Raw genomic sequence first — 24,452 nt, 5'->3', positions numbered from 1 at the left:
CTTGTTAGGTAAAGGTTGTTTATTTAACAAGTCTCGCCATTAAGGATTAAACCGAGAACATTGCTTAGCCACTTACCTTGCTTGACTCAAGCGCAGTAAGTTTGGAAAAAACCTAGGCATCCATATTTTATATTGTCGTATCTATAGGTCGTATTTATGCAAAAACAACAAGGTTTTACGCTAATTGAATTAGTTGTCGTTATTATCATTTTAGGTATTTTAGCGGTAACAGCTGCACCTAAATTTATTAATTTGCAAGGTGATGCACGCGTATCAACGCTACAAGGTGTAAAAGCGGCGATTCAAGGTGCTAATAGCCTTGTATATTCAAAATCGGTTTTAGCTGGTGCTGAAAAAGGTGATGACGACGGGAAAGCTACTGTAAATATTGGCACTGGAACACTACTGAATGTTGTTTACGGTTATACCGCTGGTAATGCTTTGGATCTTGTTAATGCAGTAGATATATCTGCAGATGAGTGGGATATTACAGATAAGGATGGTACGGTAAAAATTCAACAAAAAGGTGCCCCTGTAAATTGTTATTTAAATTATACTCAGGCGCAAGGTGAGGGGCAGTTACCCACTATTGAAAGTGGTATAGCTGTTGTTTCTGCGACCACACCAGCAACTTACCAACCTTTTCCTTCTGCTTCAGATTGTTAATGTTTAATAAGCTTCAAAACTAAAGCCTGCTGTTGCAGGCTTTTTTATTGGCACGATTCCAGTATGTAAGCTAATTACTGACTAACATTGTCAATCAGCTAAATGGCAATTTTAATAAAGGATATCAAGACGTTTATGCTATATTTTGCCATACTATATAACTGATTTACTTTTTGATAGGTGGTAACGATCTTTTCACTCGGGCTTAAACATAAACGCGTTCATTGTGGCTTTACCTTAGTTGAGCTGGTGACTACGATTCTAATCGTAGGGATTATTGCTGTGTTTGTGATCCCAAGGCTCATCCCCCAGTCCAGCTATAGCGCGTATTCTCTGCGTAACGAATTTATTAGTGAGCTGCGCCAAGTGCAGTTAAGAGCAATGAATAATAGCGATCGTTGTTATCGTATTAGTGTGTCGCCAACGGGTTATCAGCTTAGCCACTATTCGCAAACGATTAACACCGCCTCCGCAAGCTGTAATACCGCAAACCTGTTGAGAACAGAAGTGGAACAAGCTTTTCAGGGTGGCGCTTATATCGAGCTGGCCAGTACAAGCGCGACGACCTTCTTTTTAGATTTTGATAATTATGGCCGCTCAAACATCAATTGCTCAGGCTTGTGTTTTAATGCCGTAGCCGATGAAACCTTAGGTATTGCAATGGAATCTGAGGGCTATATTCATGGCTTATAAATTATCCCCATTTAATGCTTTTACAACTAAAAAATCAGGTTTTACTTTGATTGAACTAGTGGTGGGTATGCTTGTGTTGAGCATATCCATTGTACTGATGACCTCAATGCTGTTACCCCAAGCTGATCGCGCCGTTGAAACACTTTCACGGGTTCGCTCTGCTGAGCTTGCCCATTCGGTGATGAATGAGATTTGGGGTAAGCGCTTTGATGAAAATACCGATCCAAATGGTGGTATACCAGCGTGTAATTCTGCTGCTGGGGTAGCTTGTTCAACCACGCTGGGGCCAAACGGTGAAAGCCGTAATAATTTCAATGATGTGGATGATTACAAAGGCTTGAATATTAGCAGTCTCATGCTTGACTCAAACCAGACCTACGCCGAGGTGTATTTGGGCTATGAGTTAGAAGTTGATGTGTCATACCTTAACGGCCAAGCCGAAAAATTAATTACTGTAGATGTCACTACACCTGCTGGTGAAGTGATCACTTACCAAGCGGTAAGGAGTAATTACTAATGGGCATACTGCAACGGGCAAAACCTTTATCAAAAATAGGCGCGAAACAGGTCGGTTTTACCTTAATTGAAATGGTCACGGTTATTTTGATTTTGGGCATACTGGTGGTTGGAGTCAGCGGTTTTATTATTTTTGGCACCCGTATTTTTGTTGAATCAAGCTCAATTGATCAAGTGCTTAGCCAAAGCCGTTTTGCGGTTGAGCGTATGACTCGCGATATTCGTAATGCAGTGCCAAATAGCGTCAGATTACGCACTGCAACAGGTGGCAGTTATCAATGTATTGAATTATTGCCCATTGATTCCAGCACCAGTTACCTTGAGCTGCCCATTTACCCTGATGATGCCCTTGTCAGCGGCACAGTGATTGATAATGGCATTAGCATTAACGCAGGGCAATATGCGCTGGTTTATCCACTCGCTAGCAATAGCAGCGGCGTTAACGATGTATATCAAGCCAGCAGAAACAAACGCTTTGAACTGCAATCAAGTTCAAGTTCAGCCAATGTGCTTACGCTAACATTTACTGGCCTAGCTCAATTTGCCGAGCAGTCGCCAATTAAACGTATCTACTTTGCCAGTCAGCCTATTAGTTATTGTTTTGAAAGCCCTATAGGCAATAGTGAGGTAAAACTTTATCGTTACGCTGACTATGGCTATATAGCGAGTCAGCCCGCACCATCGCAAATGGGCACTGCGGTATTGATGGCAGAAAATGTTAGTAACAATCTGCTACTAGAGCCTGCTATTAAACTGACTGAACAAAACCTAATGCGAAATGCCATAGTCCATATTGAACCCAGATTTAGTGTTAATGGCGAAACGTTCAAATATCAGCATCAAGTTAAGGTGACGAATGTTCCATAACTCCCCAAAAAATACATCTAGCTTGAATAGCGGCTTAATGGCAACACGCCAGCGCGGCAGCGCCTTGGTGATTGCTATTTTTGTATTAATCGTCATGTTTTTATTGGCGGGCACATTAATTCGGATGCTGGAAGATGGTGATGATGCCGTCAATCTTGAAGTGTGGGGCGCCAGAGCCTTATTTGCCGCCAATAGCGGCGCAGATGCTGAATTAGCAAGCTTATTTCCGGTTGCTGGTGGGGTTGGTGTTTGCAATTCAGTACGTCATGAATGGAGCGCTCCATCAACAATTGGTTTCCACGGCTGTAGAGTCTTTTTGGCCTGTAACCCAACGGTGGCTAACGGCGTGACCCAATACAGCATTCTTAGCTATGCAGTTTGTGAAACCGGTAATTGTAGTGGTGATGCAGCTACAACAGATTGCCTGCGGGTTAATCGTCAGGTAGAGGTAGAAGCCCGTGGTGATTAGTATGTTAAAACAAGACTATTTGTCATTTGTCTCTAAACTTAATATTGGGATATTTTTACTGTTAATTTCATTGAATTCAGCGAATGCAGATTGGAGTGAAACGTTTAAGGAAGGAGTAAATAATTACACTTCAGCAGGTATCATAAATTTAAATACTGCGACAATAAAAAATGCGCCGATAAACGGGCAGCTTCCTACCTTTAATTATGTTCAAGGAGGGGCCTCAAATTATAAGGGGTGTATCCCTGAAAATGACAATGCTAAAAATTGTAAAGCGGGCAATTACATAGCCTCTTTACCCACAGATAGGATTGAGTTTTCTCAATGTGAATCATCGAGCAATCAAGATGTTACAGCGACGTCGGGAAGTATTACTGCAATACCTGAAGGTGAGTACCGCAATATTGCTCCTGTTATGGCCGATTCACATAGTGTCGAGTTTACTTCAGATAACGAATCTGCGGTATTTAGGATAAAAAGTTTGAATGTTGGTAATGGTACGTTAAAGCTCACTGCTGGCCAGTATTGGATTGAGACATTATTTTTAAACCCGAACGTGACACTCATTTTTCCTGATTCTGGTACCGTGAGCTTCTTTGTTAAGAATGATTATACTCATTTTAACTTAAACTTAATTGATGATGCAGAGCGCTTCTTGTTATATCACTATGGTGACTTCACTTTAAATGGCGGCGCGAACTTAACAGGTTATGTCGTTTCTGAGGGGGAGGCCATTGTTTCAGGTAGTGCGAATTTAGAAGGGGCTGTAACAGGAGAAAATGTCACCTTACAGGGTAGTTCAAATGTAACCTTTTCCGGTACTGCTGCAAATATCGATGTTATACCGAATTGTGACCTCCCACCAGATCCCGTCATTCCATTCCATATTCAATACGGTAAGTCTATATCTATAACTGATCCGAATACTGGAGCTACAACAGGGAGTGTTAGTTTTGAGACGCCTTTCCCCACAGGTTCAACACCGCTAATCTTTTTAATGCCGACCATTTCTGAAACTGATGCAAATGGTGATGGCCCCGCTTCAGTCTTTTTAGAACAAGGCAGTGTCACCACATCTGGCTTTAGCTGGGAGCAGCAAGAGCCGCCTTCACCAGCAAGGCGAAAGGTTGATTCTAACAATATGGTAGAGGTGCACTGGATTGCAGTTACAGAAGGCACCCATGACTTATCCAATGGCACCGAATTGATCGCCGGAACTGTGGCTGTAGATGATGCGCTAATTGGATCAAACTCACCTTATACCGATGTGATATTACCCGACACCCAAGATATCTTTTTGCACCAAATACAAACTCAGGTTAATAATTGTTGGCTTACCACTACCTCGCAATTTACAACGACTGGGGCTGAAGTTGCTTTAGAAGCATCTGAGGTTAGGCTTACCAGCCCGAATCGGTGCATGGAAGATAGATTGGAAAATGATGAGATTGCAGCCGAAACCGTAGCGTATATGTCGTTAAAGGCAGGTAACGGTACTATTGAGTTAAATGGTGAAAGTACAAATTTTCATTTTGGTAATGCGCAGACTTTCACTTCAGCAAATATTCAGGACTTAGATTATCAGTGTAACTTCACCACTAGTTTAACGGGCTTTAGCGATGCGCCAGTCTTAGTGTCAGGAAAAACCAGTCGACGTGGCGGTGATGGAGGCTGGCTGCGCCGTTGTCAGTTGACCAATGATACAGTCAGTATGGTGGTTGATGAAGATACTTATCGCGATCCCGATCGCCGTCATATTTGGGAACATTACAGCTTTGTCGCTCTTGAAACGACTGCGATAACCGCAGCCATAGATCATTTTGAATATACCCACTCAGGCTCAGCGTTAACCTGTACAGCAGAAACATTAACCCTGAAAGCTTGCGCTGATGCCAGTTGTAGCACCACGGTTTCAGATACTGTATCAGCGAACTTAAGCCCAGCAACTATTACTGGTGGCGGAGGCTGGGTTGGCGGCAATAGTGTTAGCTTTAGTGACTCGACTCAAGTTGATTTAAGGCGCAACACTACGGGTAGTGTGACCGTTGGGATTATTAATTCAGTGCCTACCCCCATTAACCCCACTTTATGTAGCATTGCCGGTAATACCCCCACAGCAGCGCAATGTACTTTTAATTTTGCTGACAGCGGCTTTATTTTTACTGTGCCGGACAAGCTGGCGAATAAACCTGCCTCTGGTATTAGCGTTTCTGCGGTGAAAAAAGATGTTGCTTCACAAGCCTGTGTGCCGCAATTTGCTGATGTGACAAAAGAGGTAGGCTTTTGGAGCGATTACGTTTCGCCGAGTTCAGTTATATCTGGGGCGCAAGTTGCAGTAACCGGTAATGGCGCAGCAACTGATATAGGGACATCCGTTGGCGCACGCACACTGATATCGCTGGATTTTGATGCTAATGGCGAAGCGGATATTAGCGTGAATTACCCTGATGCGGGTCAGATGCAATTAAATGCGCAATACGATGGCACTGGCGAGGAAGATGGATTAGTGATGGTGGGCGCAGACTCATTTGTCAGCTTTCCTGTGGGTTTATGCGTTAAACCTGTTGATGCCAATGCTAGCTGTGCAGCGGGCGATAGCAGTTGCAATGTATATAAAAAAGCCGGTGAGGAGTTTGATTTAACGATACAAGGTATGGCTTGGCAGTCTGATAATGATGGCGATTTTTGTGACAACTTAACTACGCCTAACTATATCCATAGTGGGATGACTTTGGGCAGTGAACTGGTGTCGCCAATACCTGGTGAGCAAGGCAGTCTTAGTATTGGTAATTACAACCATATTGCTGCGACTAATAATACCAATACTATTACGCAATCTATCAGTGAAGTAGGGGTATTTGAGTTTACAGTTAAGTCGCCATCCACTTATGAAGGTTCAAGTTTTTACGATATCCCACTGGCAAGCTCGGGCAATATAGGCCGCTTTGTACCTGATAGATTTGCCATTAGTGGCGTGAGTGTTTTACCTAGCTGCACAGGCTTTAGTTATATGGACCAGCCATTCCCACTGGCAATGAATATCAGTGCCTTTAATATTGGCAGTGAGGTAACTAAAAATTATCAAGGCAATTTCTCTAAAGCCACTGCGTTATTAGTGGGTGAAGACAGTGATAATGGCGATGACAAACGCAATCGCTTGAGCGCATTGCCAATATCCGCAAGCTCTTGGGTTGCAGGTGTCGCAACTGTGGATAGTAGCTATATGGCGACACTGAGCAGGCTTGCTGCTCCTGGTAAAGATGGCCCTTTTGACAGTTTTGATATTGGGGTTATTGTCGATGACAACGATGGTGATTTCGCCTTTGTGGCCAACCCTGATATGAATGCGGCCACCTCGGGCATTTGTGGCAGCAATTGTGATGCTAAATTGCTTTCTACTCAGCGTTTTCGCCATGGACGCATCGTGATGGATAATACCTATGGTGCTGAAAACGATACCCTAAAAATGCCAATTCGTGCTGAATATTGGAATGGCAGTGACTGGGCTACAAATGTCGAAGATAGTTGTAGTGTGGTTACGCCAGCATTAACTCGTCAAACTGATGATGCTGCATTGGGTTATCAATTTGAACCGGCATTAACGTCTGGCCAAGCGATTGAGCGAACTGGTCAATCAAGCAGTTTTGCTAACGGTGAGTTTACCTTGTTATGGAATGCACTTATCACTGGCCCTAATGATTATAGAGGCCAAGTTAGCGCGCCTTTAACTGTGCCAGTGTGGCTGCAATGGTATTGGGATTGGGACGATTTATCTTCCACCACCCTTTATGACCCAAGAGCTAGCGCTTTTTTTGGTCGCTATCGTGGTCATGATCGGATTATCTATTGGCGCGAAGTCCGTTAGCTGCTGATTTTAGCGCTTAGGTCATTTGCCTTAATGTCATTAATACTACTTTTGAGCTAACGCTGACCAAAACTTACTGCTGTTAAGCCGTGAGTCTTGGATATCGCGATTCCATGGAGGTTGGTTTTTGATGTTTTTTTCAGCGTTTATAGGCTGTTTTAAGTCAAAATTTAATTAATTTGCCTAATATAGAAAAAAAAACCCTAGATTAGCGATTGTTAACCTGTTCGGTCTTGTGGAAAGCCAGCGGCATTGATAAAGTTACCTGATTTTTCTTTCTTCTGACGATACAGAATACAGGCTAGATACATGTTCAAAAAGCTGCGTGGCGTTTTTTCAAATGACCTATCGATCGATTTAGGTACGGCAAATACATTAATTTACGTTCGTGACGAGGGGATCGTGCTAAACGAGCCATCGGTGGTCGCGATTCGTGGCGAGCGTGGCAGCAGCGGACAAAAATCAGTAGCTGCTGTGGGTACAGATGCAAAGCAAATGCTAGGCCGTACTCCTGGAAATATTCAAGCAATTCGCCCAATGAAAGATGGCGTAATTGCTGACTTTTACGTGACTGAAAAAATGCTACAGCACTTCATTAAGCAAGTGCATAACAATAGCTTTTTCCGTCCAAGCCCGCGTGTCCTTGTTTGTGTGCCAGTTGGCGCAACACAAGTTGAGCGTCGTGCAATTCGTGAATCAGCCATGGGCGCTGGTGCGCGTGAAGTTTACTTAATTGAAGAGCCAATGGCTGCTGCAATCGGTGCTGGTTTACCAGTATCAGAAGCTACAGGTTCAATGGTTGTTGATATTGGTGGTGGTACTACTGAAGTGGCGATTATCTCGTTAAACGGTGTGGTTTACTCGTCATCAGTACGCATTGGTGGTGACAAATTTGACGATGCCATCATTAACTACGTACGCCGTAACTACGGTAGCTTAATCGGTGAAGCAACGGCTGAGCGTATTAAGCACACTATTGGTACTGCATATCCTGGCGACGAAGTACTTGAAATTGAAGTACGTGGTCGTAACCTTGCAGAAGGTGTTCCAAGAAGCTTTACCCTTAACAGCAACGAAATATTAGAAGCGCTGCAAGAGCCATTATCTGGCATTGTAAGTGCAGTGATGGTGGCATTAGAACAGTCTCCACCTGAACTAGCTTCTGATATCTCAGAGCGTGGCATGGTATTAACCGGTGGTGGCGCATTATTGCGTGATCTTGACCGTTTGCTCATGCAAGAAACCGGTATCCCGGTGATGGTTGCTGAAGATCCGCTAACCTGTGTTGCTCGTGGTGGCGGTAAAGCGCTAGAGATGATCGACATGCACGGTGGCGACTTATTCTCTGAAGAGAACTAAAGAGCGAACCAATGGCGGTGTATATTTTGACTTCTATAGCTAAAATGTCACCGCCTGATAATTATGAAACCAATTTTTGTTCGTGGTATATCGCAACAATTTAGATTAACACTGGCAATTATCTTGTCGGTGGTATTACTTATCGCTAATGATCGCCTAGAACCTCTTCGTCAGTCCATTTCTTCTGTTTTAAGCCCGCTTCAATATTTAGCTAATGTCCCTGGTGTGATGCTGGATTGGTCTGCCGATTCTATTGCTACCCGTAATATGTTGGCAATACAAAACAAAGAGTTGATGCGCCAGCAATTACTGATGTCTGAGCGTTTACAACGTTTTGAACACTTGAGACAAGAAAATGAGCGCCTTAGAGCCTTACTCGGCTCACCGGTGCACATGGACTCGCGTAAAGTTGTCGCAGAAGTGATGGAAGTGGCAAGCGATCCTTTCAGGCATTATGTGGTACTTAACCACGGCGCTCGCACAGGGGTATTCGTCGGCCAGTCGGTTGTCGATGCCAAAGGCGTTGTTGGCCAAGTGGTTGAAGTGAGTGAACTTACCAGTCGAGTATTATTATTGACTGATACCAGCCACGGTATTCCGGTGCGAATTACTCGTAATGATGTTCGCGCCATTGCTCAGGGCACCGGTGATATCGATGAAATCGAATTACGCCATGTGGCTAAAAGTACCGACGTTAAAGTGGGTGACTTACTGGTGACATCGGGTCTTGGTAAGCGTTTTCCTGAAGGTTACCCTGTGGCACGTGTGATGAACATTTCTCGTGATGCTGGCCAAAGTTACTCAGTTATTTCTGCGCAGCCATTAGCGGCCTTAGACCGTATCCGTTATGTATTATTGATTTGGCCTGATGAAGACCTTGAGTCTCTCAAGCCAACATTAGTCTCCGATATTCCTCCCCTTGAGGCAGATGCTGAATTAGTGACCGATACTGAGGTGAGCCAATGAGTGCGCATATTGCCAATGGCCGCATGGTGGTGTTGATCACCATTTTTGTCAGTATGATGTTTCAAATCATGCCGCTGCCGCCCATTGTTGAAGCTTGGCGACCAGATTGGTTGTTAATGGTTATGATTTATTGGGCGATGGCACTGCCACATCGTTATAGCGTACTTACCGCATGGGTCGTTGGCGTGCTGCTTGATGTGCTGCTTGGCGCGACCTTAGGGGTGCGCTCGTTAGCACTTTCGATTGTCATTTATCTTATTGTGATTCAATCGCAAAGGTTACGTAACTTTACCCGCTGGCAGCAGTCTATATTGGTGGCGCTGTTTGTGTGTTTATACCATTTGATTATTTATTGGGTCGAATTTGTGGTTAACGGGGTTGGCTTCGATTGGTCGATGTTCCTACCTGCGATATCCAGTATTTTCATGTGGTGGTGGTTTTTTTGGGTGTTACGCAACATTCGTCGACGTTATAAGGTTCGCTAAGTATGAGTTGGGTTCTTGCTTCAACATCGCCACGCCGTAAAGAATTACTGGCCCAAGCTGGTTTTTCAGATGCTGGATTTTCTTTTAAACAAGTGGCTCCAGATATTGATGAATCACTTATCCCTGGTGAGTCAGCAGTCGATTTTGTGCTGCGATTAGCCAAAGAAAAAGCCGCAGCAGGCTTAGCTTTATGTACTGACATCGACGATGCCAAAGTATTAGGCTCAGATACGATAGTGGTGCTAGGTGAGCAGATTTTAGGTAAGCCAGTAGACAGACAAGATGCCCAAGCTATTTTAGCGTCATTGTCGGGGAAAACCCATCAAGTAATGACAGCTGTAGCAGTGACTAATGGCACTACAACCTTAACAAGGCTTTGCCAAACGGCGGTGACCTTTTGTGAGTTATCCGCCCAGACTATTGATGCCTATATCGATACCCAAGAGCCAATGGATAAAGCCGGTGCTTATGGTATTCAAGGGTTAGGTGGTTGTTTTGTAAAGACCATTATTGGCAGTTATTCTGCCGTCGTCGGGTTACCGTTAGTAGAGACTCGCGAACTACTCACTGAAATGAACCTGATTAAATAAATAACACTCCTTTAGGTTATCTGTCTTTGACACTGAGCTGCAGAAGTTGGCTCGATAACCCATATCGTATAACAAGACGTTAAACAGGTGGCTTATGCAAACTAAAGCTCAGCGTAAAAAAGGCTCTGAATTACTGATTAACGTGACGCCAACAGAAGCGAGAGTCGCACTGGTTGAGCATGGCGTTCTGCAAGAAGTCCATATTGAACGACGTATGAAGCGTGGTTTAGTCGGTAATATCTACAAAGGTAAAATCAGTCGGGTGCTACCTGGTATGCAAGCTGCCTTTGTGGATATCGGTCTTGAAAAAGCTGCATTTTTACATGCCTCAGATATTGTTCCCCATACCGAATGTGTTGCCGATGTTGAAAAAGGCAACTTTGTGGTGCGTGATATTGCCGAATTAGTCAGGCAAGGTCAGGACATCATAGTGCAAGTCGTCAAAGATCCTCTTGGTACTAAAGGTGCTCGTCTCACCACAGATATTACTTTGCCTTCACGCTACTTAGTCTTTATGCCAGGTTCAAGCCATGTGGGTGTATCTCAGCGGATTGAAGAAGAGACTGAGCGGGCTCGCTTAAAAGCGATTACCGAACCTTATGTTGATGAAGATGGTGGTTTTATTATTCGCACCGCTGCTGAAGGCGTAGGCGATGATGAACTGGCTCAAGACGCGGCGTTTTTGCGACGGGTATGGAAAAAAGTTTGTGAACGTAGAAAGCGCAAAGGCGCGACTTTGTTGTATCAAGACTTAGCCCTACAGGTGCGGATTATTCGTGACTTTGTTGGCGCCGAACTTGACCATATTCAAGTGGATTCTCGACGCACTTTTGCAGAACTGCAGGGTTTTGCGCAAGAGTTTATGCCTGAAATTGCCGAAAAACTTGAGCATTACTCAGGGCCAGCACCTATTTTTGAACTCTATGACGTTGAAAATGAAATTCAGCGCGCATTGGGGCGTAAAGTCGAATTAAAGTCTGGCGGCTATTTAATTATTGATCAAACTGAAGCTATGACCACAGTCGATATTAATACCGGCGCTTTTGTGGGACATCGTAACTTAGCCGAGACCATTTTTAATACTAACCTTGAAGCCACTCAAGCGATTGCTAGGCAGCTGCGGTTACGTAATTTAGGTGGCATTATCATTATCGACTTTATTGATATGCTAAATGATGAACATAAAAAGCGGGTGCTAGACAGCTTAAATAGCGCTTTAGCGAACGACAGAGTTAAAACCAGTGTCAGCGGTTTTTCGGGTTTAGGTTTAGTGGAAATGACCCGTAAGCGCACCCGTGAAAGTTTAGAGCACGTCGTCTGCGGCGAGTGCCCAGCTTGCCAAGGTACTGGCTCAATGAAAACCGTTGAAACTGTTTCTTATGAAGTGTTTAGAGAAATCATTCGCTTGAATCGTGCTTACCAAGCAGATGAGTTTTTATTGTATTGCTCGCCTGCGGTTTATAAGAGCTTAAGCAATGAAGAAGGGCATTTATTAGCCGAGCTTGAAGTGTATATCGGTAAACGTATTAGACTGCAAAATGAAACCTTATATACCCAAAATAAGTATGACGTGGTGATGGTGTAGTGCCCAAGAGTAAAACCTTAATTGCGTGCAGAATATGCTTTCAATCAGTAGCCGTAGTCTTGGTACTATTCGCGCTAGCGGTCAGTCTTATCCGCGGTTTACTGCCACATTTACCTGAAGTGCGTTCAGAAATTGTTGATTATTTATATCAGCAATATCAGCTTGAGGTTCAAGTGGGTGAGGTTTCTGCTGAATGGCAGGCCTATGGCCCCGCTTTAACCGTCAGTAATATCGTGATCCCGCCGCAGCAAGCTATACCTGTGACCGTGATTGCCAGAAAAGTGCACTTTAAGCTCGACTTTTGGCAAACATTACTGACTCTGACCCCTCAAATCGAAACCGTCAAATTTGATGGTATTCAAGTCGCTCTTAATCTGGATGATCTCGCTGTATCAGACGCCTCCTCAAGCACAGTTAGTGATCTCGATTGGCTTTATGCATTATTGTTAGAGCAATTAGAAACCTTTTCAATCAGTGATGGCACCCTGCAATTATTGAGTGAAAACTATGATTACAGACCAATATTCATTAGTAATCTAGCTTGGCATAATATGGGCAATACCCACAAAGCCAAAGGGTTTATCCATCTTGATGAACAGGCTTCAGAAAAAGAGCTACTGGCGTTAAGAGTCGATTTGAATGGTAGCGGTTATCACCCGGATGAGCTTGAAGGTCAACTCTATGTCTCGGCTGAGTCTTTGGACTTAGGGGAATGGGCATCAAGGCAGCATGATAAAGAGTTAAAGCTTGATAGCATTGAATTTGAAGGCATTGTAAATTTAAAAGCCTGGCTTGGGTTTGAACACCGCACCATTAATACTGGTTTATTGGTCTTTGAGCCAAGTTGGCTGCAATGGCATGGTGCAACTGAACTACAGGAATTTGAAATTGGTGGCGGCGCGTTAACTTGGCAGCCCAGTGATAACGGCTGGCAGGTTAATAGCTATGACCTTGATTTAAAATCAAATGAGCAAGCTTGGCCTGAATTACAACTATCTTTAAAAACCAACTACCGTGACTTATCCGTTAGCGTTAATCAAATCGCCCCAGAAATGCTGACACCATTATTGCCGTTAATCCCGTCAATGGGCCTTAAAGGGGTTGAGCAATGGGGCAAATTGCAACCACAGGGCAGTATTGGGCCACTGCAATTACTCAAAGTTGCCGATAAACCGCTATTGTTTAAAACTGATATTAAACAACTGCAATGGCAAGCTGCGGGGAATATTCCCGGCAGTAAACCCATTGATGGCAGCCTTTCTTGGGCTAATAATCTATTAAGTGCCGAGTTTCCTGCGCAGCAATATCAGCTAGATTTTCAAGATGGTTTTGAAGCGCCGCTAACATTATCGGCTGATGCATTTAAAGCGCAGTATAGTTTAGCTAAATCACGGCTTACCTTACCCAAAGTCCATTTTTACAATGATGATATTGATCTCGCCGCATCAATGCAGCTGGATATGGCTGCGCAAGCGCACTTGGCGTTAAATGCTAATGTGGCTATCAGCAATGCTGCCAATGCAGGGCGTTATTTCCCTCTTAAAACCATGAGTGATGATTTAGTCAGTTATCTAAACCAGGCTATTCTCAAAGGTCATATTCCTGATGCGCAAGTTGTGTGGCATGGTGATCTAAGCGGTTTTCCTTATCAAGACAGTTCAGGTATTTTTCAAGCTGGGTTTAACCTTAATGACGGCGCATTTGAGTTTCAGCCTGATTGGCCCAAAGTTGATGATTTGAGCTTATATGCCTTATTTGAAAATGCCGCCATGGATATCATGATTAATAAGGGCAAATTATTAGACGTAAATGCTGCTGGCGCCCATGTTTATATTCCGTTTATGGGTAAAGATACCACCTTAAAAATTGAAGCTGAAATCGCGGCAACAGCAGCGGCTGCAAAAACGCTTATTGATAACTCGCCTTTGCAATCATCTGTGGGGACGACCTTGGATGTGGTACAAATTTCAGGGGATATTATCAGTGATTTAGATTTAACCATTCCGCTGTATGAGGGCGGTGTTGCTGACAATAAAGGCTTAATTCATTTTAACGATAACCAGGTGTTTATCGCCACACCAGGGCTTAACTTGGAAAAAGTAAATGGCACTGTGGCATTTATTAATGCTGAAGTTAACGGCAATCAAATCAACGCAGATTTATTTGAGCAGCCACTGACATTTGATTTTGGCACCAACAAAACCTCAGCTGATGATTTAGCCTTAAGCGTTGGTTTAAAAGGATTGTGGGATTTAGACAATCTACCTGATTATATTGATAACCCGTTATCTGACTATTATTCCGGTCAACTGGATTGGGATGGCGGGGTCACTATGATATTTGATGCCACAGGTTACAGCCTGCAAGTACAGCTTAACTCAGACTTAGTTGGCGCTGAATTATCCTTACCTGCGCCGTTTACAAAAGCAGCCGCTACGCCTACCCGATTAAGTGCAGAGCTTATTGGCGATAATAAACAGGCCTCATTGGGGCTTAAACTAGCGAAACAAGCTGAGTTTTGGGGCGGCTTCAATCAACAAAGTGGTGATAATTTAGCCCATTATGATCTGATCTTGGGGCGTCAGTTTAAGTTAGGCGACAAGCTTGCCAAAGACCAAGGTCATATCATTATTGATTTACCTGATGCGGTGCTGACTCAGTGGCTGCCGATCATCAGTCAATTTACCGATAAGGCAAGCTCAAGTATCGATCTTCCAGATACCACGGCTGCGGCACTGGTAAATACTGAAGAGGAAATGGCCAGTATTTTTGCCAATAAGCCTGCAGCTGAGTCAGCCGTGGTTGATACTGTGACAGCCCATGCAGCGGAAACCTCAGCGCCCACTGAAAACCAGCCTAGCACCACAGAAGCTACCCTAACGCGGCAAAAAGCTAGCTTCTTCCCGCCGCTAGCGTTAATTGATGCCAAGGTGGGTAAATTAGATATTTTAGCCCAAGACTTTAATCAACTGAGTTTTAGCGCCAAGCCGTTAGAGCATGTATGGCGTTTTGATGTTTTGTCACAAGAATTTGATGGGCGGATTGATTTTTATTCCAGTTGGCGTGAACAAGGCTTAAAAGTTGTTGCCAGTAAATTGCATTTAACGCCCAGGGTTAAACCTGCTGAAGAAGCGGAGTTCAGCCCAGATAATATGCTCGATAATTTACCGCCATTAGCTGTGGATGTGGATGATTTTGGCATCTACGATAGGCGTCTGGGCCATTTAGTGCTGCAGGGTATTCCTTATGAAGACGGTTATCGCTTTCAAACATTAACCCTCACCCGGCCCATTGTTAGCTTGCAAGCTACTGGCGATTGGACCTTTAAAGATGGCAAAAACCTGACTAAGTTTGATGTTAAATTGAAAGCCAGTAAATTTGATGCATTGTCAGAAGTCCTTGGGATTAACCCCGGCTTAAAAGACGCCCCCCTTGATTTAGTTGGTGAGTTTTCATGGCAGGGCCCGCCTTATGGTTTCTCATTAGACACCCTAAACGGTAAATTACGTTTTGATATGGGCAAAGGTTACTTATCTGAAATTAGTGACAAAGGTGCCCGTATATTCTCGCTATTTAGCTTAGATTCTATTGTACGTAAATTGTCTTTAGATTTTTCAGATGTCTTTGGTAAAGGGTTGCACTTTGACTCGTTCGGGGGCTCACTTAATATCGATAACGGTGTGGTTAAAACCACTGACACTGAAATGGATGCGATTGCCGGTAATATGAAAGTGCGTGGTTATACTGATTTAACCACCCAAAGTTTAAATTATGATATTCGCTTTATTCCGCAATTGGCATCAAGTGTGCCTACAGTGGTATTACTTAGTACCAGCGCATGGACTTTAGGCTTAGGTGCCTTTGCCTTGACCAAGGTATTAGAGCCTGTGATTGAGGTTATTTCTGAAATTCGTTTTCGCCTTGGTGGTACTATGACCGAGCCACAATTAGAAGAACTTGAGCGAAAAAGTAAAGAAATCGAAATCCCAGAATCAATTTTGCCAAGAACGCCAGCAACACAAGTCAGCCCTGATAAGGTCGGGGCAGGTACGGTAAGCTCGGAAGCTATTAGCTCTAAAGCTGAGAGTGTAGAACTAAACCGCTCTGAAAATCAGCCGAATGCAACTGATGTTAATAAAGCTAATGTTAATAAAGCTAATGTTAATGACGCTGGTGTTAATGACGCTGGTGTTAATGAAGTAGATGCTACTGACATAAACCTAAAAGCAGATGAAGCAGCCACAGAGGCCGCAGCCAATATCGTGTCCTTTAGCCTGTATCATCGACAATGCCAAGGAGGCGCCAATGCAAGTCAGTTTATTGCAATGTCAAAGCAGCACAGATGTCAAAGCCAATCTGGCCTTTATCGACTCGCAGCTTAGTGTATTACCTCGAAAGGCTAATGAACCGCAACTGGTAGTACTGCCTGAGTGCAGTTTGCTATTTGGTGGTCACGAGCAGCAGCAATTAGCTGTTGCTGCTGTGGAAGAATCCAGCAAACTTAAACAGCAACTGGCCGCATTAGCTCAGCGTCATCATGTTTATATGGTGGCCGGAACTATCCCGATTTCTGCAGATGCAGCTAGGGTCTATAGTCGCAGTTACTTATTTGATGATGAAGGCAATACCTTAGGCAGCTATGATAAGTTACACTTATTTGATGTTGAGGTTGCCGATAAAACGCAATCCTATCGAGAAAGTGATACTTTTTGCCCAGGGGATCGTATCACTGTCATTGACACCCCATTTGGCAAGATAGGCTTAGCCATTTGCTACGATATACGTTTTGCTGACTTATTCAGGGCATTAAGGTTAGCGGGGGCAGAAATTATTGCCTTGCCATCTGCATTTACTAAGGTAACAGGCGCAGCCCATTGGCAAACCTTGATCCAAGCAAGGGCGATTGAAACCCAGTGTTATTTTCTGGCTGCCGATCAATGGGGTCAGCATAACCAAGGTAGCCGAGAAACCTGGGGCCAAAGTATGATAGTAGACCCTTGGGGCAAGATTATCGCTGAGAAAAAGACCGGTCTAGGTTGGGTGCAAGCCCAGCTTGATTTAGCCGCCTTAGCGACCATAAGACAACAAATTCCAGTGGCGGCGCACAATCGCTTTATTGCGCCCCAATTAAAATAAATACTGAATTAGCTAACATATCGAGCGATGAATTAAGTTCGGTGAGACAAGAATCCACATACAGGCCATGGGGCTTAAAGAGAGAATTAATGCCATTTTTAGCTCAAGTAGAACAAAGTTTATTACAAGGCGCACTCACCCTTGACGGGCTGCAAGATTATCTGAACATTATTCATCAGCATAATATTGATTTTTCAGATTTATATTTTCAAGGCAGCCGCCATGAAACCTGGGCGCTTGAAGATGGCATTATCAAAGAAGGTAGCTTTCATATTGAGCGCGGAGTCGGTGTTCGTGCCATTACTGGCGAGAAAACCGGTTTCGCTTATGCTGATGAAATTAATCCAGCAGCATTACGCGCAGCAGCAGAAGCGGCAAGAGGCATTGCCTTGGCGGGCCAAGAGCACAAAGTACATGCCTTTAAACGTCATGACACCCATAAGCTTTACAGTAGTGATGACCCCATAGCGGCCATGGAAGAAGCGCCAAAAATTAATTTGCTCAAGCAAACTGATGCCTATATTCGTAGCCTAGATAGCCGCATTATTCAAGTGGTAGTGAGCTTGTCTGGCGTACATGAAGAAATTTTAGTGGCTGCCAGTGATGGCACCTTAGCGGCGGATATTCGTCCGTTAGTGCGCTTTAATTGTAGTGTTATTTTAGAAGATAACGGTAAGCGTGAGCGCGGTAGTGCAGGTGGCGGCGGTCGTCATGATTACAGCGTATTTATGGCAACTGATGACGCCGGTTTACCTGTGTGTTTTGACTTTGCCCGTGAAGCGGTGCGTCAAGCCCAAGTGAATATCAATGCTATTGATGCCCCAGCAGGTGAAATGGCCGTAGTACTGGGTAACGGCTGGCCTGGCGTATTGCTGCATGAAGCAGTAGGTCACGGTTTAGAAGGTGACTTTAACCGTAAAGGCAGCAGTGCCTTTAGCGGTAAAGTCGGTCAGCAAGTGGCCTCAGAATTAGTTACCGTAGTGGATGATGGCACCATTGTTAATCGCCGTGGTTCATTAAGTATTGATGATGAAGGGGTGCCAACCCAAAAGACCACCTTAATCGAAAATGGTATTTTAAAGGGCTATATGCAAGATAAGCTTAATGCGCGTCTAATGGGCGAGCCGACAACCGGTAACGGCCGCCGTGAATCTTATGCGCACCTGCCAATGCCACGTATGACTAATACCTATATGGAAGCTGGCACTTCAACGCCTGAAGAAATGATCAAGTCAGTAGAGAAAGGCATTTATGCGCCTAATTTTGGTGGCGGCCAAGTGGATATTACCTCAGGCAAATTTGTGTTCTCAGCCTCAGAAGCCTACCTGATTGAAAATGGCGAAGTCACCCAAGCAATTAAAGGGGCTACGCTTATTGGCAACGGTCCAGAAGCCATGAGCCAAATATCTATGGTGGGTAATGATCTGGCCTTAGATCAAGGTGTCGGCGTGTGCGGTAAAGATGGTCAAAGTGTACCAGTTGGGGTGGGGCAACCTACCTTGAAGTTAGACAGTTTAACCGTTGGCGGCACTGCTTAACAATGAAACCAAGGTGCCTTAATAGCACCTTAGTTATTTAGGCCATTCTAATCGACATTGCTTTATATTTAGCTACACTTAACTAACTGTTGTTGATGTAAAAAGTAAAGTTAGTCACGACTTGCTAATAACATAGAGTAAAAAATCTAATCAGGGTGGTGTAATGGGCTATTTGGTCATTTGTAATCGCATTATGTGCAGTCGTTTTGCCGCATTTTTAGTTGTGGGGATCAGCGTTATTAGCGCAGCTCAGGCTGAGCCCTTGGCTTTTAATCAGGCTTGGCAACAACTGCTAACGGTCAGTGATAAGTTAAAGGCGCAATCTCAAGAAGTCAGCCGCGCTGAAGCGGAGCAAGATGCGGGCAAAGACTTAAGTTTGCCCTCGCTTGATCTATCAGGAAGTTATACCCGCTTAGAAAAACCCGTAGAACTTGATTTACGGGATCTTAATCCCATTGCATCATTAGATCCCGCCGCTCTGCCGCCAGCCCTTGGCAATATCATTGGTGCGATCCCCGGCTCACTGTTTGTGACCCCGTTTACCGAGCAAGACGTTTTTCGAGCCAGTTTAAAAGCCATGTGGCCAATTTATACTGGTGGACAAATTACTGCGGCTCAAGGTATTCAAGCCGCCCAAGTGGAAGAAAAAAAGCATCAGTACGCCTTAGTCAGCCGCGAGCTGTTTACCCAGCTTGTCGATCGCTACTTTGCAGTAGCAGTGACCAAAACCTTAGTGCAAACGAATCAACAGTTGGTTGATTCGTTAACCGAGCACGCGTCACACGCGCAGAAATTAGAGCGCGAAGGGCAGATTGCCAAAGTTGAGCGCTTAAATGCCCAAGTGGCGCTAGAAAATGCCAAAGTTAATTTAGGCAGCTCCCAACGCCAATATGAAATGTCGACCATTGCTTTATCGAGAATGTTGCAGCTGAGCAATGCTACTCCTACATCGGGGTTGTTCTCACTGGCGCAGCCGCCATCATTGCCGCGCTTAAGCCAGTTAACCATCAGCCAGCACCCTGCGCTAAAACTGCTGGAGGCTAAAGAAACCCAAGCGAATGGGCTAATTAAACTCGAAAAGGGTAAGTATCATCCCACCGTATTTTTATACGGTAATTACACCCTTTACGAGGACGATAGTTTATTTTCGCAAATTGAACCCGACTGGATGGTTGGATTAGGCGTAAATGTGCCAATATTTAGCCGTGATGGCCGCAGCGGTAAAGTCAAAGCCGCCCAAAGCGCCTTGTTGCAAGCTAAGCATACTAAGGCGCAAACTCAGCAAGACTTAAGCCTGCTGGTGGATCAAAGCTATCGCCAACTCCAGCAAGCAGATGAAGAAGTTAACGCCCTTAATGCCTCTTTAGCTCTCGCTACCGAAAACCTGAGATTACGTGAACTTGCCTTTAATCAAGGTCTATCAACCTCAATCGATCGGGTGGATGCAGAGCTTAAACTCAGCGCTGTTAAAACCCAGCAACTGGGGGCGCAATATCGCTATGTACAAGCATATGCCAGATTAATGGCCATCAGCGGTCAAGTGGATGAATTTATCGGTCGAACCCAATTACAGGAGAGCCAGCATGCGGGCTAATAAGATTATTGCAGTTATCGCCATTATTTTTTTGGTGGGCATATTAGCTAACGGCTTGAGATTGGCATTTGAGCCTAAACCCAGTGTATTGCAGGGGCAAATAGAGGCCAGAGAATACAATATCTCCTCTAAAGTGCCCGGCCGCGTTGAGCAAGTCATGGTTAGGCGCGGCGACAAAGTGGCCATTGGCGACTTATTATTTGCCATTAATAGCCCGGAATTAGCCGCTAAATTAATGCAAGCGGAGGGCGGTCGTGACGCCGCTAATGCCATGCAACAAGAGGCGGATAACGGCGCAAGACAACAGCAAGTTACCGCAGCAAAGGAGCAATGGCTCAAAGCTAAGGCGGCGACAGAGTTAATGCAAACCACCTATCAGCGAGTTGAAAACTTGTTTAATGAAGGAGTGGTTGCCAGACAAAAGCGCGATGAAGCCTTTACCCAATGGCAAGCAGCTAAATACACTGAGCAAGCGGCGTTAGCTATGTATGAAATGGCCGATGAAGGCGCGCGAGTCGAGACTAAAGCTGCTGCGGCGGGTAATGCCCGTATGGCAGAAGGTGCAGTCAAAGAAGTGAATGCCATTTTAGCCGACAGCCAAATGCGCTCGCCTAAAGTGGCTGAGGTCAGTGACGTGTTATTACAAGCTGGCGAGTTAGCCCCAAGTGGTTTTCCTGTGGTCAGTTTAATTGATATGTCGGATGCCTGGGCCGTATTGCAACTACGTGAAGACCAATTGGCTGAGTTTAAAGTGGGCAATGTTGTGTCGCTAACCATTCCGGCATTAAAACTGACCACGGACTTTACAGTGGCGCACATCAGTGTGATGGGCAGTTTTGCGACTTGGCGCTCCACTGAAAGTGGTCACGACTTTGATATGCGTACTTTTCAAGTCGAGCTGCGCCCCAATGAAGCCATTGATGATCTTAGAGTGGGCATGTCAGTATTACTGACATTAGATTAATCTCAGCATTTACAAGCCAGTAGAGGCTAGAGGCGCTCATGGGAGCTTTATTACAGAAAGAACTCAAGACACTGTGGAACTCACCTTGGCAATTAGCCTTGGTGACTTACATTCCCATCATCAGCATGTTGTGTTTATGGTGGCTATTTAGTGCAGGTTTACCACGACAATTACCCGTAGCAGTGGTTGATTTAGATAACAGCCAGCTAACGCGAACATTGACTCGCAACCTCAGTGCTAACTCCGTTATCAGCCCTAAAACTTATCCTAATCTGGCACTGGCTCAAGAAGCTATGAGTACTGCAGAGGTCTATGCGCTGGTAGTGTACCCCCATCAGTTTAAGCATGGCTTATTAACAGGCGCTAGCCCGACCATAGATATTCGTTATAACAGCCAGTTCTTATTAGTCGGTAAGTTGTTATCCAGTCAATTACAATTAAGCCTTGGCTCAGGGTTAATGCAAGTGGCGGGGCTAAAACAACTTTTAGGCGGTGCCAATAAAGCATCTGTTGCAGTAAATTTATCCCCAGTGACCAGTCAAACCACGGCTTTATTTAATCGTAATAATAACTACGTCGGATTTTTAGTGCCGCCAGTATTAATTGCATTGCTGCAGTTATTATCAATGATGGTGTTCGTGAATAGCTTAAATGCTAGTTTGATCAAAGGTGAAGATAAATGCTTATTGCCTGATAATTTTTGGCAATTAGTGGCCACTAAAGTCATGCTCTACACGCCAATCATGTTGCTCCATGGCGGCTTTATTTTAGTTTGGTTATATGGCTATTTAGGCTTACCCATTGCTGGCAGCTTAGGCTTGTTAGTACTGACTCAGGCCATGATGCTAGGGGCCTTGTGGCTATTGGTCATATTAGTGGTGGTGGTTATGCGCGAGCCTGCTGGCAGTATCAGTATGGGCTCGGCGATGTTTGCGCCAGCATTTGCCTTTATGGGGATTACATTTCCAGTTAATGATATGCCGCAATTGGCGCAGTGGTGGCGATTGTTAATGCCTTCAAGTCATTATATGGACACCCATGTTATTGTGGTTAGCTATGGCGCCGAGGCTGGGCAGGTATTATTGCAATCTAGCTCCTTGTTATATTTTCTCGTGTTATTGCCTATTGCTTGGTTATTAGTAAAAATTATTCGTCAAAAACAAGCGCCGGTAAATAGTGCTGAGTCGTTAGCTGTTGTGAGCCAACAGCAGGAGGCACGATGAATTGGTTGCAACTTGTTATCGCTGATTTTAAAGCGCTGTTAAGTGATAAAGATATTGTACTGACGGTTTTTGGCGGCTTACTGTTTTACTCGGTGTTATACCCTCTGCCTTATTTACATCAAGTCCCTACCGAGCAAAAAATTGTCGTGGTAGATCATGATAACTCTTCATTGAGCAGACAGTTAGTGCGTCATGCCGATGCCAGCCCCAAAATCAAAATAGTCAGCCAAGTGGCCAGCATCAATGAGGCGCAGCAGTGGATTGCTAACGGCGATGCCTTTGGTTTATTGGTTATTCCAGAAGGCTTTAGGCGTAACCTACTGCTGGGTAAAGGGGCAACCTTAAGTTACGGTGGTGATGCCAGTTACTTCTTAATTTATTCTGCGGTAGCAGAAGGGTTAGTGGCAGCAGGCATGGATGCCAGTAAACAAGTGCAAATGATAGGCTTACTGGCGCGGGGCGAGAATCCGCAGCAAATTCAACAAGATCTTAATTCAGTCAATTTAAATAGTGTGCCGGCATTTAATCCAAGTTTAGGCTATACCCCTTATGTGGTGCCGGGATTATTTTTACTGATCTTGCATCAAACCCTCTTGATAGGTGCCAGTATTTTAGGCGCAGGCCAATGGCGTAAACAGGGCTATTGGCAGCAGGTATCGCCACTGGCGTTGATCACCGCACGAATAGCCGTTTTCAGTTTAATTTATAGCTTTTTTTCATGTTTTTATTTGGGCTATTGCTACTACTTTTACGGCGTTAGTGTGCAAGCGAGTTTAGGCCAAGTGTTGCTGTTTATGGTGCCATTTATATTATCGACTGCGGCGTGCGGGGTTGCATTAAGCTGTTTGTTTGTCAGGCGTGACTTACCCACTCAAGTATTATTATTGGTCTCAATGCCGATTTTATTTGTCTCAGGCTTTGTGTGGCCGCAGGCATTAATTCCTGAGCCGTTAGTGCAAGCTTCGCAAATTATCCCTGCTGTACCTGCCATTATGGGTATGTTGCAGTTAAATCAAATGGGCGCCTCATGGGATGCCATCATGCCAATGTGGCTGCAAATGTGGGGCTTATTTTTACTGTTTAGCTTGCTGGCTTATATTGGCGTAAGACGTCGATTATTTAGTAAGGAAGGGGCCAGTGTTTAGTTTTGAGTAGCGGCCTTTAGGGCTGTGAATTAGCTGGTTAATCATGGCGTATTGAGCTTAATTATCCAGTGATCGTGATATTGATATTTTTTTGATAAATAAAAATAGGTATATTCAGATGAAATATACCTATTTTGTTTTTCATGTCTTTGAGCTTAATCATTAAGCTTTGCTGTCGCTGTTGATCGTCTTCCAAATTATAACGTTCCTGTTTCAGAGCGACTTAATTCCGCTTCTAAGCGACTTAAGTTATGTTGGTAAATTGGCTCATGGTTGGCTTTTGCTGCTTTCTTAAAATCAGCCAGTGCGCCTAGATTATCATTAGCCATTAACTTCATAACACCACGGTTATTGTAGGCATAAGCTCGCATTTGCATTGAGGGTAACTTAGCAGCCTTATTGGCCATTTCTACCGCTTCAGTACAAGCTGTTTCAGCAATATCAAACTTTGAAAGCTTAGTGTAGCCAACACAAAGACTCAAACTGCGAGTGTATTTGTCAATGACAGTGGCGGTGGCAGCTTCTGTTAGGGCGATGCCTTCACTGATGTCACCAGATTGAATGGCATCAACTCCAGGTGTGTCTTCAATAAGTACCATTTTATATTTGCTCGTTTCGATGGCATTGGCCATCACAGCAGAGCTTGATAATAATAAACCAGCTGCGGTGATGATAGAGAGTGTTGATTTTTTCATGGTTATATTCCTTTATAGGTAGTAGCTAGTTGCTACAGGGCTAATTTAGGAAAAAAGTCTGAGGCTGACAAACGAGATAAATCAATTTGATAAGTG

19 protein-coding genes are annotated in these 24,452 nt (G+C 44.3%); 18 read left to right on the top strand and 1 reads right to left on the bottom strand.

The window, feature by feature from the left end; genetic code table 11:
* Positions 1-156: 156 nt before the first annotated feature.
* From BCU91_RS11230 to BCU91_RS11145, 18 genes are all read left to right on the top strand, one after another.
* Complete coding sequence (locus tag BCU91_RS11230; RefSeq protein ID WP_102531490.1) at positions 157-666, top strand: type II secretion system protein; 510 nt, start codon at positions 157-159, stop codon at positions 664-666.
* A 180-nt stretch (positions 667-846) separates the two neighbouring features.
* On the top strand, positions 847-1,359 hold the full coding sequence (locus BCU91_RS11225; RefSeq protein ID WP_241904073.1) for a prepilin-type N-terminal cleavage/methylation domain-containing protein: 513 nt from the start codon (positions 847-849) through the stop codon (positions 1,357-1,359).
* A complete protein-coding gene (locus BCU91_RS11220; protein ID WP_102440001.1) occupies positions 1,349-1,876 on the top strand; it encodes a type II secretion system protein in 528 nt (175 codons plus the stop codon). The genes BCU91_RS11225 and BCU91_RS11220 overlap by 11 nt, the downstream gene beginning before the upstream one ends.
* Positions 1,876-2,742 carry a type II secretion system protein gene (locus BCU91_RS11215; RefSeq protein ID WP_102531489.1) on the top strand — a complete coding sequence of 289 codons (867 nt, stop codon included), beginning with the start codon at positions 1,876-1,878 and terminating at the stop codon, positions 2,740-2,742. Before BCU91_RS11220 ends, BCU91_RS11215 begins: the two co-directional genes overlap by 1 nt.
* On the top strand, positions 2,732-3,211 hold the full coding sequence (locus tag BCU91_RS11210; RefSeq protein WP_102531488.1) for an MSHA biogenesis protein MshP: 480 nt from the start codon (positions 2,732-2,734) through the stop codon (positions 3,209-3,211). The genes BCU91_RS11215 and BCU91_RS11210 overlap by 11 nt, the downstream gene beginning before the upstream one ends.
* A gap of 1 nt (position 3,212) precedes the next feature.
* A complete protein-coding gene (locus BCU91_RS11205; RefSeq protein WP_102531487.1) occupies positions 3,213-7,076 on the top strand; it encodes a DUF6701 domain-containing protein in 3,864 nt (1,287 codons plus the stop codon).
* 309 nt (positions 7,077-7,385) lie between these two features.
* A complete protein-coding gene (locus tag BCU91_RS11200) occupies positions 7,386-8,435 on the top strand; it encodes a rod shape-determining protein (RefSeq protein WP_076538556.1) in 1,050 nt (349 codons plus the stop codon).
* A gap of 63 nt (positions 8,436-8,498) precedes the next feature.
* Positions 8,499-9,401: a rod shape-determining protein MreC gene (gene mreC / locus BCU91_RS11195; RefSeq protein ID WP_102439997.1), complete on the top strand. Its 903-nt coding sequence runs from the start codon at positions 8,499-8,501 to the stop codon at positions 9,399-9,401.
* On the top strand, positions 9,398-9,886 hold the full coding sequence (gene mreD, locus BCU91_RS11190) for a rod shape-determining protein MreD (RefSeq protein WP_102531486.1): 489 nt from the start codon (positions 9,398-9,400) through the stop codon (positions 9,884-9,886). Before mreC ends, mreD begins: the two co-directional genes overlap by 4 nt.
* 2 nt (positions 9,887-9,888) lie before the next feature.
* Positions 9,889-10,476 carry a Maf family protein gene (locus BCU91_RS11185; RefSeq protein ID WP_102439995.1) on the top strand — a complete coding sequence of 196 codons (588 nt, stop codon included), beginning with the start codon at positions 9,889-9,891 and terminating at the stop codon, positions 10,474-10,476.
* A 94-nt stretch (positions 10,477-10,570) separates the two neighbouring features.
* Positions 10,571-12,061, top strand: coding sequence for a ribonuclease G (gene rng / locus BCU91_RS11180; RefSeq protein WP_102439994.1), 1,491 nt, complete (start codon positions 10,571-10,573; stop codon positions 12,059-12,061).
* Complete coding sequence (locus tag BCU91_RS11175; protein ID WP_241904072.1) at positions 12,061-16,443, top strand: YhdP family protein; 4,383 nt, start codon at positions 12,061-12,063, stop codon at positions 16,441-16,443. The genes rng and BCU91_RS11175 overlap by 1 nt, the downstream gene beginning before the upstream one ends.
* A complete protein-coding gene (locus tag BCU91_RS11170; RefSeq protein WP_102475462.1) occupies positions 16,367-17,197 on the top strand; it encodes a carbon-nitrogen hydrolase family protein in 831 nt (276 codons plus the stop codon). The genes BCU91_RS11175 and BCU91_RS11170 overlap by 77 nt, the downstream gene beginning before the upstream one ends.
* Before the next feature lie 89 nt (positions 17,198-17,286).
* Positions 17,287-18,735, top strand: a complete 1,449-nt coding sequence (gene tldD / locus BCU91_RS11165) for a metalloprotease TldD (RefSeq protein ID WP_102439992.1) — start codon at positions 17,287-17,289, stop codon at positions 18,733-18,735.
* 193 nt (positions 18,736-18,928) lie between these two features.
* Positions 18,929-20,329 (top strand): TolC family protein, encoded by a 1,401-nt coding sequence (locus tag BCU91_RS11160; protein ID WP_102475501.1) that lies wholly within the window; start codon positions 18,929-18,931, stop codon positions 20,327-20,329.
* A complete protein-coding gene (locus tag BCU91_RS11155) occupies positions 20,319-21,293 on the top strand; it encodes a biotin/lipoyl-binding protein (protein WP_102439991.1) in 975 nt (324 codons plus the stop codon). The genes BCU91_RS11160 and BCU91_RS11155 overlap by 11 nt, the downstream gene beginning before the upstream one ends.
* Before the next feature lie 38 nt (positions 21,294-21,331).
* Entirely contained in the window at positions 21,332-22,516 is a 1,185-nt protein-coding gene (locus BCU91_RS11150; RefSeq protein WP_102531485.1) for an ABC transporter permease, read from the top strand.
* Entirely contained in the window at positions 22,513-23,661 is a 1,149-nt protein-coding gene (locus BCU91_RS11145; protein WP_102531484.1) for an ABC transporter permease, read from the top strand. Before BCU91_RS11150 ends, BCU91_RS11145 begins: the two co-directional genes overlap by 4 nt.
* 197 nt (positions 23,662-23,858) lie before the next feature.
* Here the strand turns inward: BCU91_RS11145 and BCU91_RS11140 are convergent, their stop codons facing one another.
* Complete coding sequence (locus BCU91_RS11140) at positions 23,859-24,356, bottom strand: hypothetical protein (protein WP_102475466.1); 498 nt, start codon at positions 24,354-24,356, stop codon at positions 23,859-23,861.
* Positions 24,357-24,452 lie beyond the last annotated feature (96 nt).

The organism is Shewanella sp. 10N.286.52.B9 (genome assembly GCF_002873635.1).
Classification (GTDB): domain Bacteria; phylum Pseudomonadota; class Gammaproteobacteria; order Enterobacterales; family Shewanellaceae; genus Shewanella.
Note: the sequence above shows the minus strand (reverse complement) of the source record. Positions and strands in the feature narration are given on the sequence as shown.

Excerpts from the sequence above, each read along its gene's own strand:
- BCU91_RS11230 (WP_102531490.1), top strand. The coding sequence starts at position 157 with ATGCAAAAACAACAAGGTTTTACGCTAATTGAATTAGTTGTCGTTATT.
- BCU91_RS11220 (WP_102440001.1), top strand. The coding sequence starts at position 1,349 with ATGGCTTATAAATTATCCCCATTTAATGCTTTTACAACTAAAAAATCA.
- BCU91_RS11215 (WP_102531489.1), top strand. The coding sequence starts at position 1,876 with ATGGGCATACTGCAACGGGCAAAACCTTTATCAAAAATAGGCGCGAAA.
- BCU91_RS11210 (WP_102531488.1), top strand. The coding sequence starts at position 2,732 with ATGTTCCATAACTCCCCAAAAAATACATCTAGCTTGAATAGCGGCTTA.
- BCU91_RS11205 (WP_102531487.1), top strand. The coding sequence starts at position 3,213 with ATGTTAAAACAAGACTATTTGTCATTTGTCTCTAAACTTAATATTGGG.
- BCU91_RS11200 (WP_076538556.1), top strand. The coding sequence starts at position 7,386 with ATGTTCAAAAAGCTGCGTGGCGTTTTTTCAAATGACCTATCGATCGAT.
- mreC (WP_102439997.1), top strand. The coding sequence starts at position 8,499 with ATGAAACCAATTTTTGTTCGTGGTATATCGCAACAATTTAGATTAACA.
- mreD (WP_102531486.1), top strand. The coding sequence starts at position 9,398 with ATGAGTGCGCATATTGCCAATGGCCGCATGGTGGTGTTGATCACCATT.
- BCU91_RS11185 (WP_102439995.1), top strand. The coding sequence starts at position 9,889 with ATGAGTTGGGTTCTTGCTTCAACATCGCCACGCCGTAAAGAATTACTG.
- rng (WP_102439994.1), top strand. The coding sequence starts at position 10,571 with ATGCAAACTAAAGCTCAGCGTAAAAAAGGCTCTGAATTACTGATTAAC.
- BCU91_RS11170 (WP_102475462.1), top strand. The coding sequence starts at position 16,367 with ATGCAAGTCAGTTTATTGCAATGTCAAAGCAGCACAGATGTCAAAGCC.
- tldD (WP_102439992.1), top strand. The coding sequence starts at position 17,287 with ATGCCATTTTTAGCTCAAGTAGAACAAAGTTTATTACAAGGCGCACTC.
- BCU91_RS11160 (WP_102475501.1), top strand. The coding sequence starts at position 18,929 with ATGTGCAGTCGTTTTGCCGCATTTTTAGTTGTGGGGATCAGCGTTATT.
- BCU91_RS11155 (WP_102439991.1), top strand. The coding sequence starts at position 20,319 with ATGCGGGCTAATAAGATTATTGCAGTTATCGCCATTATTTTTTTGGTG.
- BCU91_RS11150 (WP_102531485.1), top strand. The coding sequence starts at position 21,332 with ATGGGAGCTTTATTACAGAAAGAACTCAAGACACTGTGGAACTCACCT.
- BCU91_RS11145 (WP_102531484.1), top strand. The coding sequence starts at position 22,513 with ATGAATTGGTTGCAACTTGTTATCGCTGATTTTAAAGCGCTGTTAAGT.
- BCU91_RS11140 (WP_102475466.1), bottom strand. The coding sequence starts at position 24,356 with ATGAAAAAATCAACACTCTCTATCATCACCGCAGCTGGTTTATTATTA.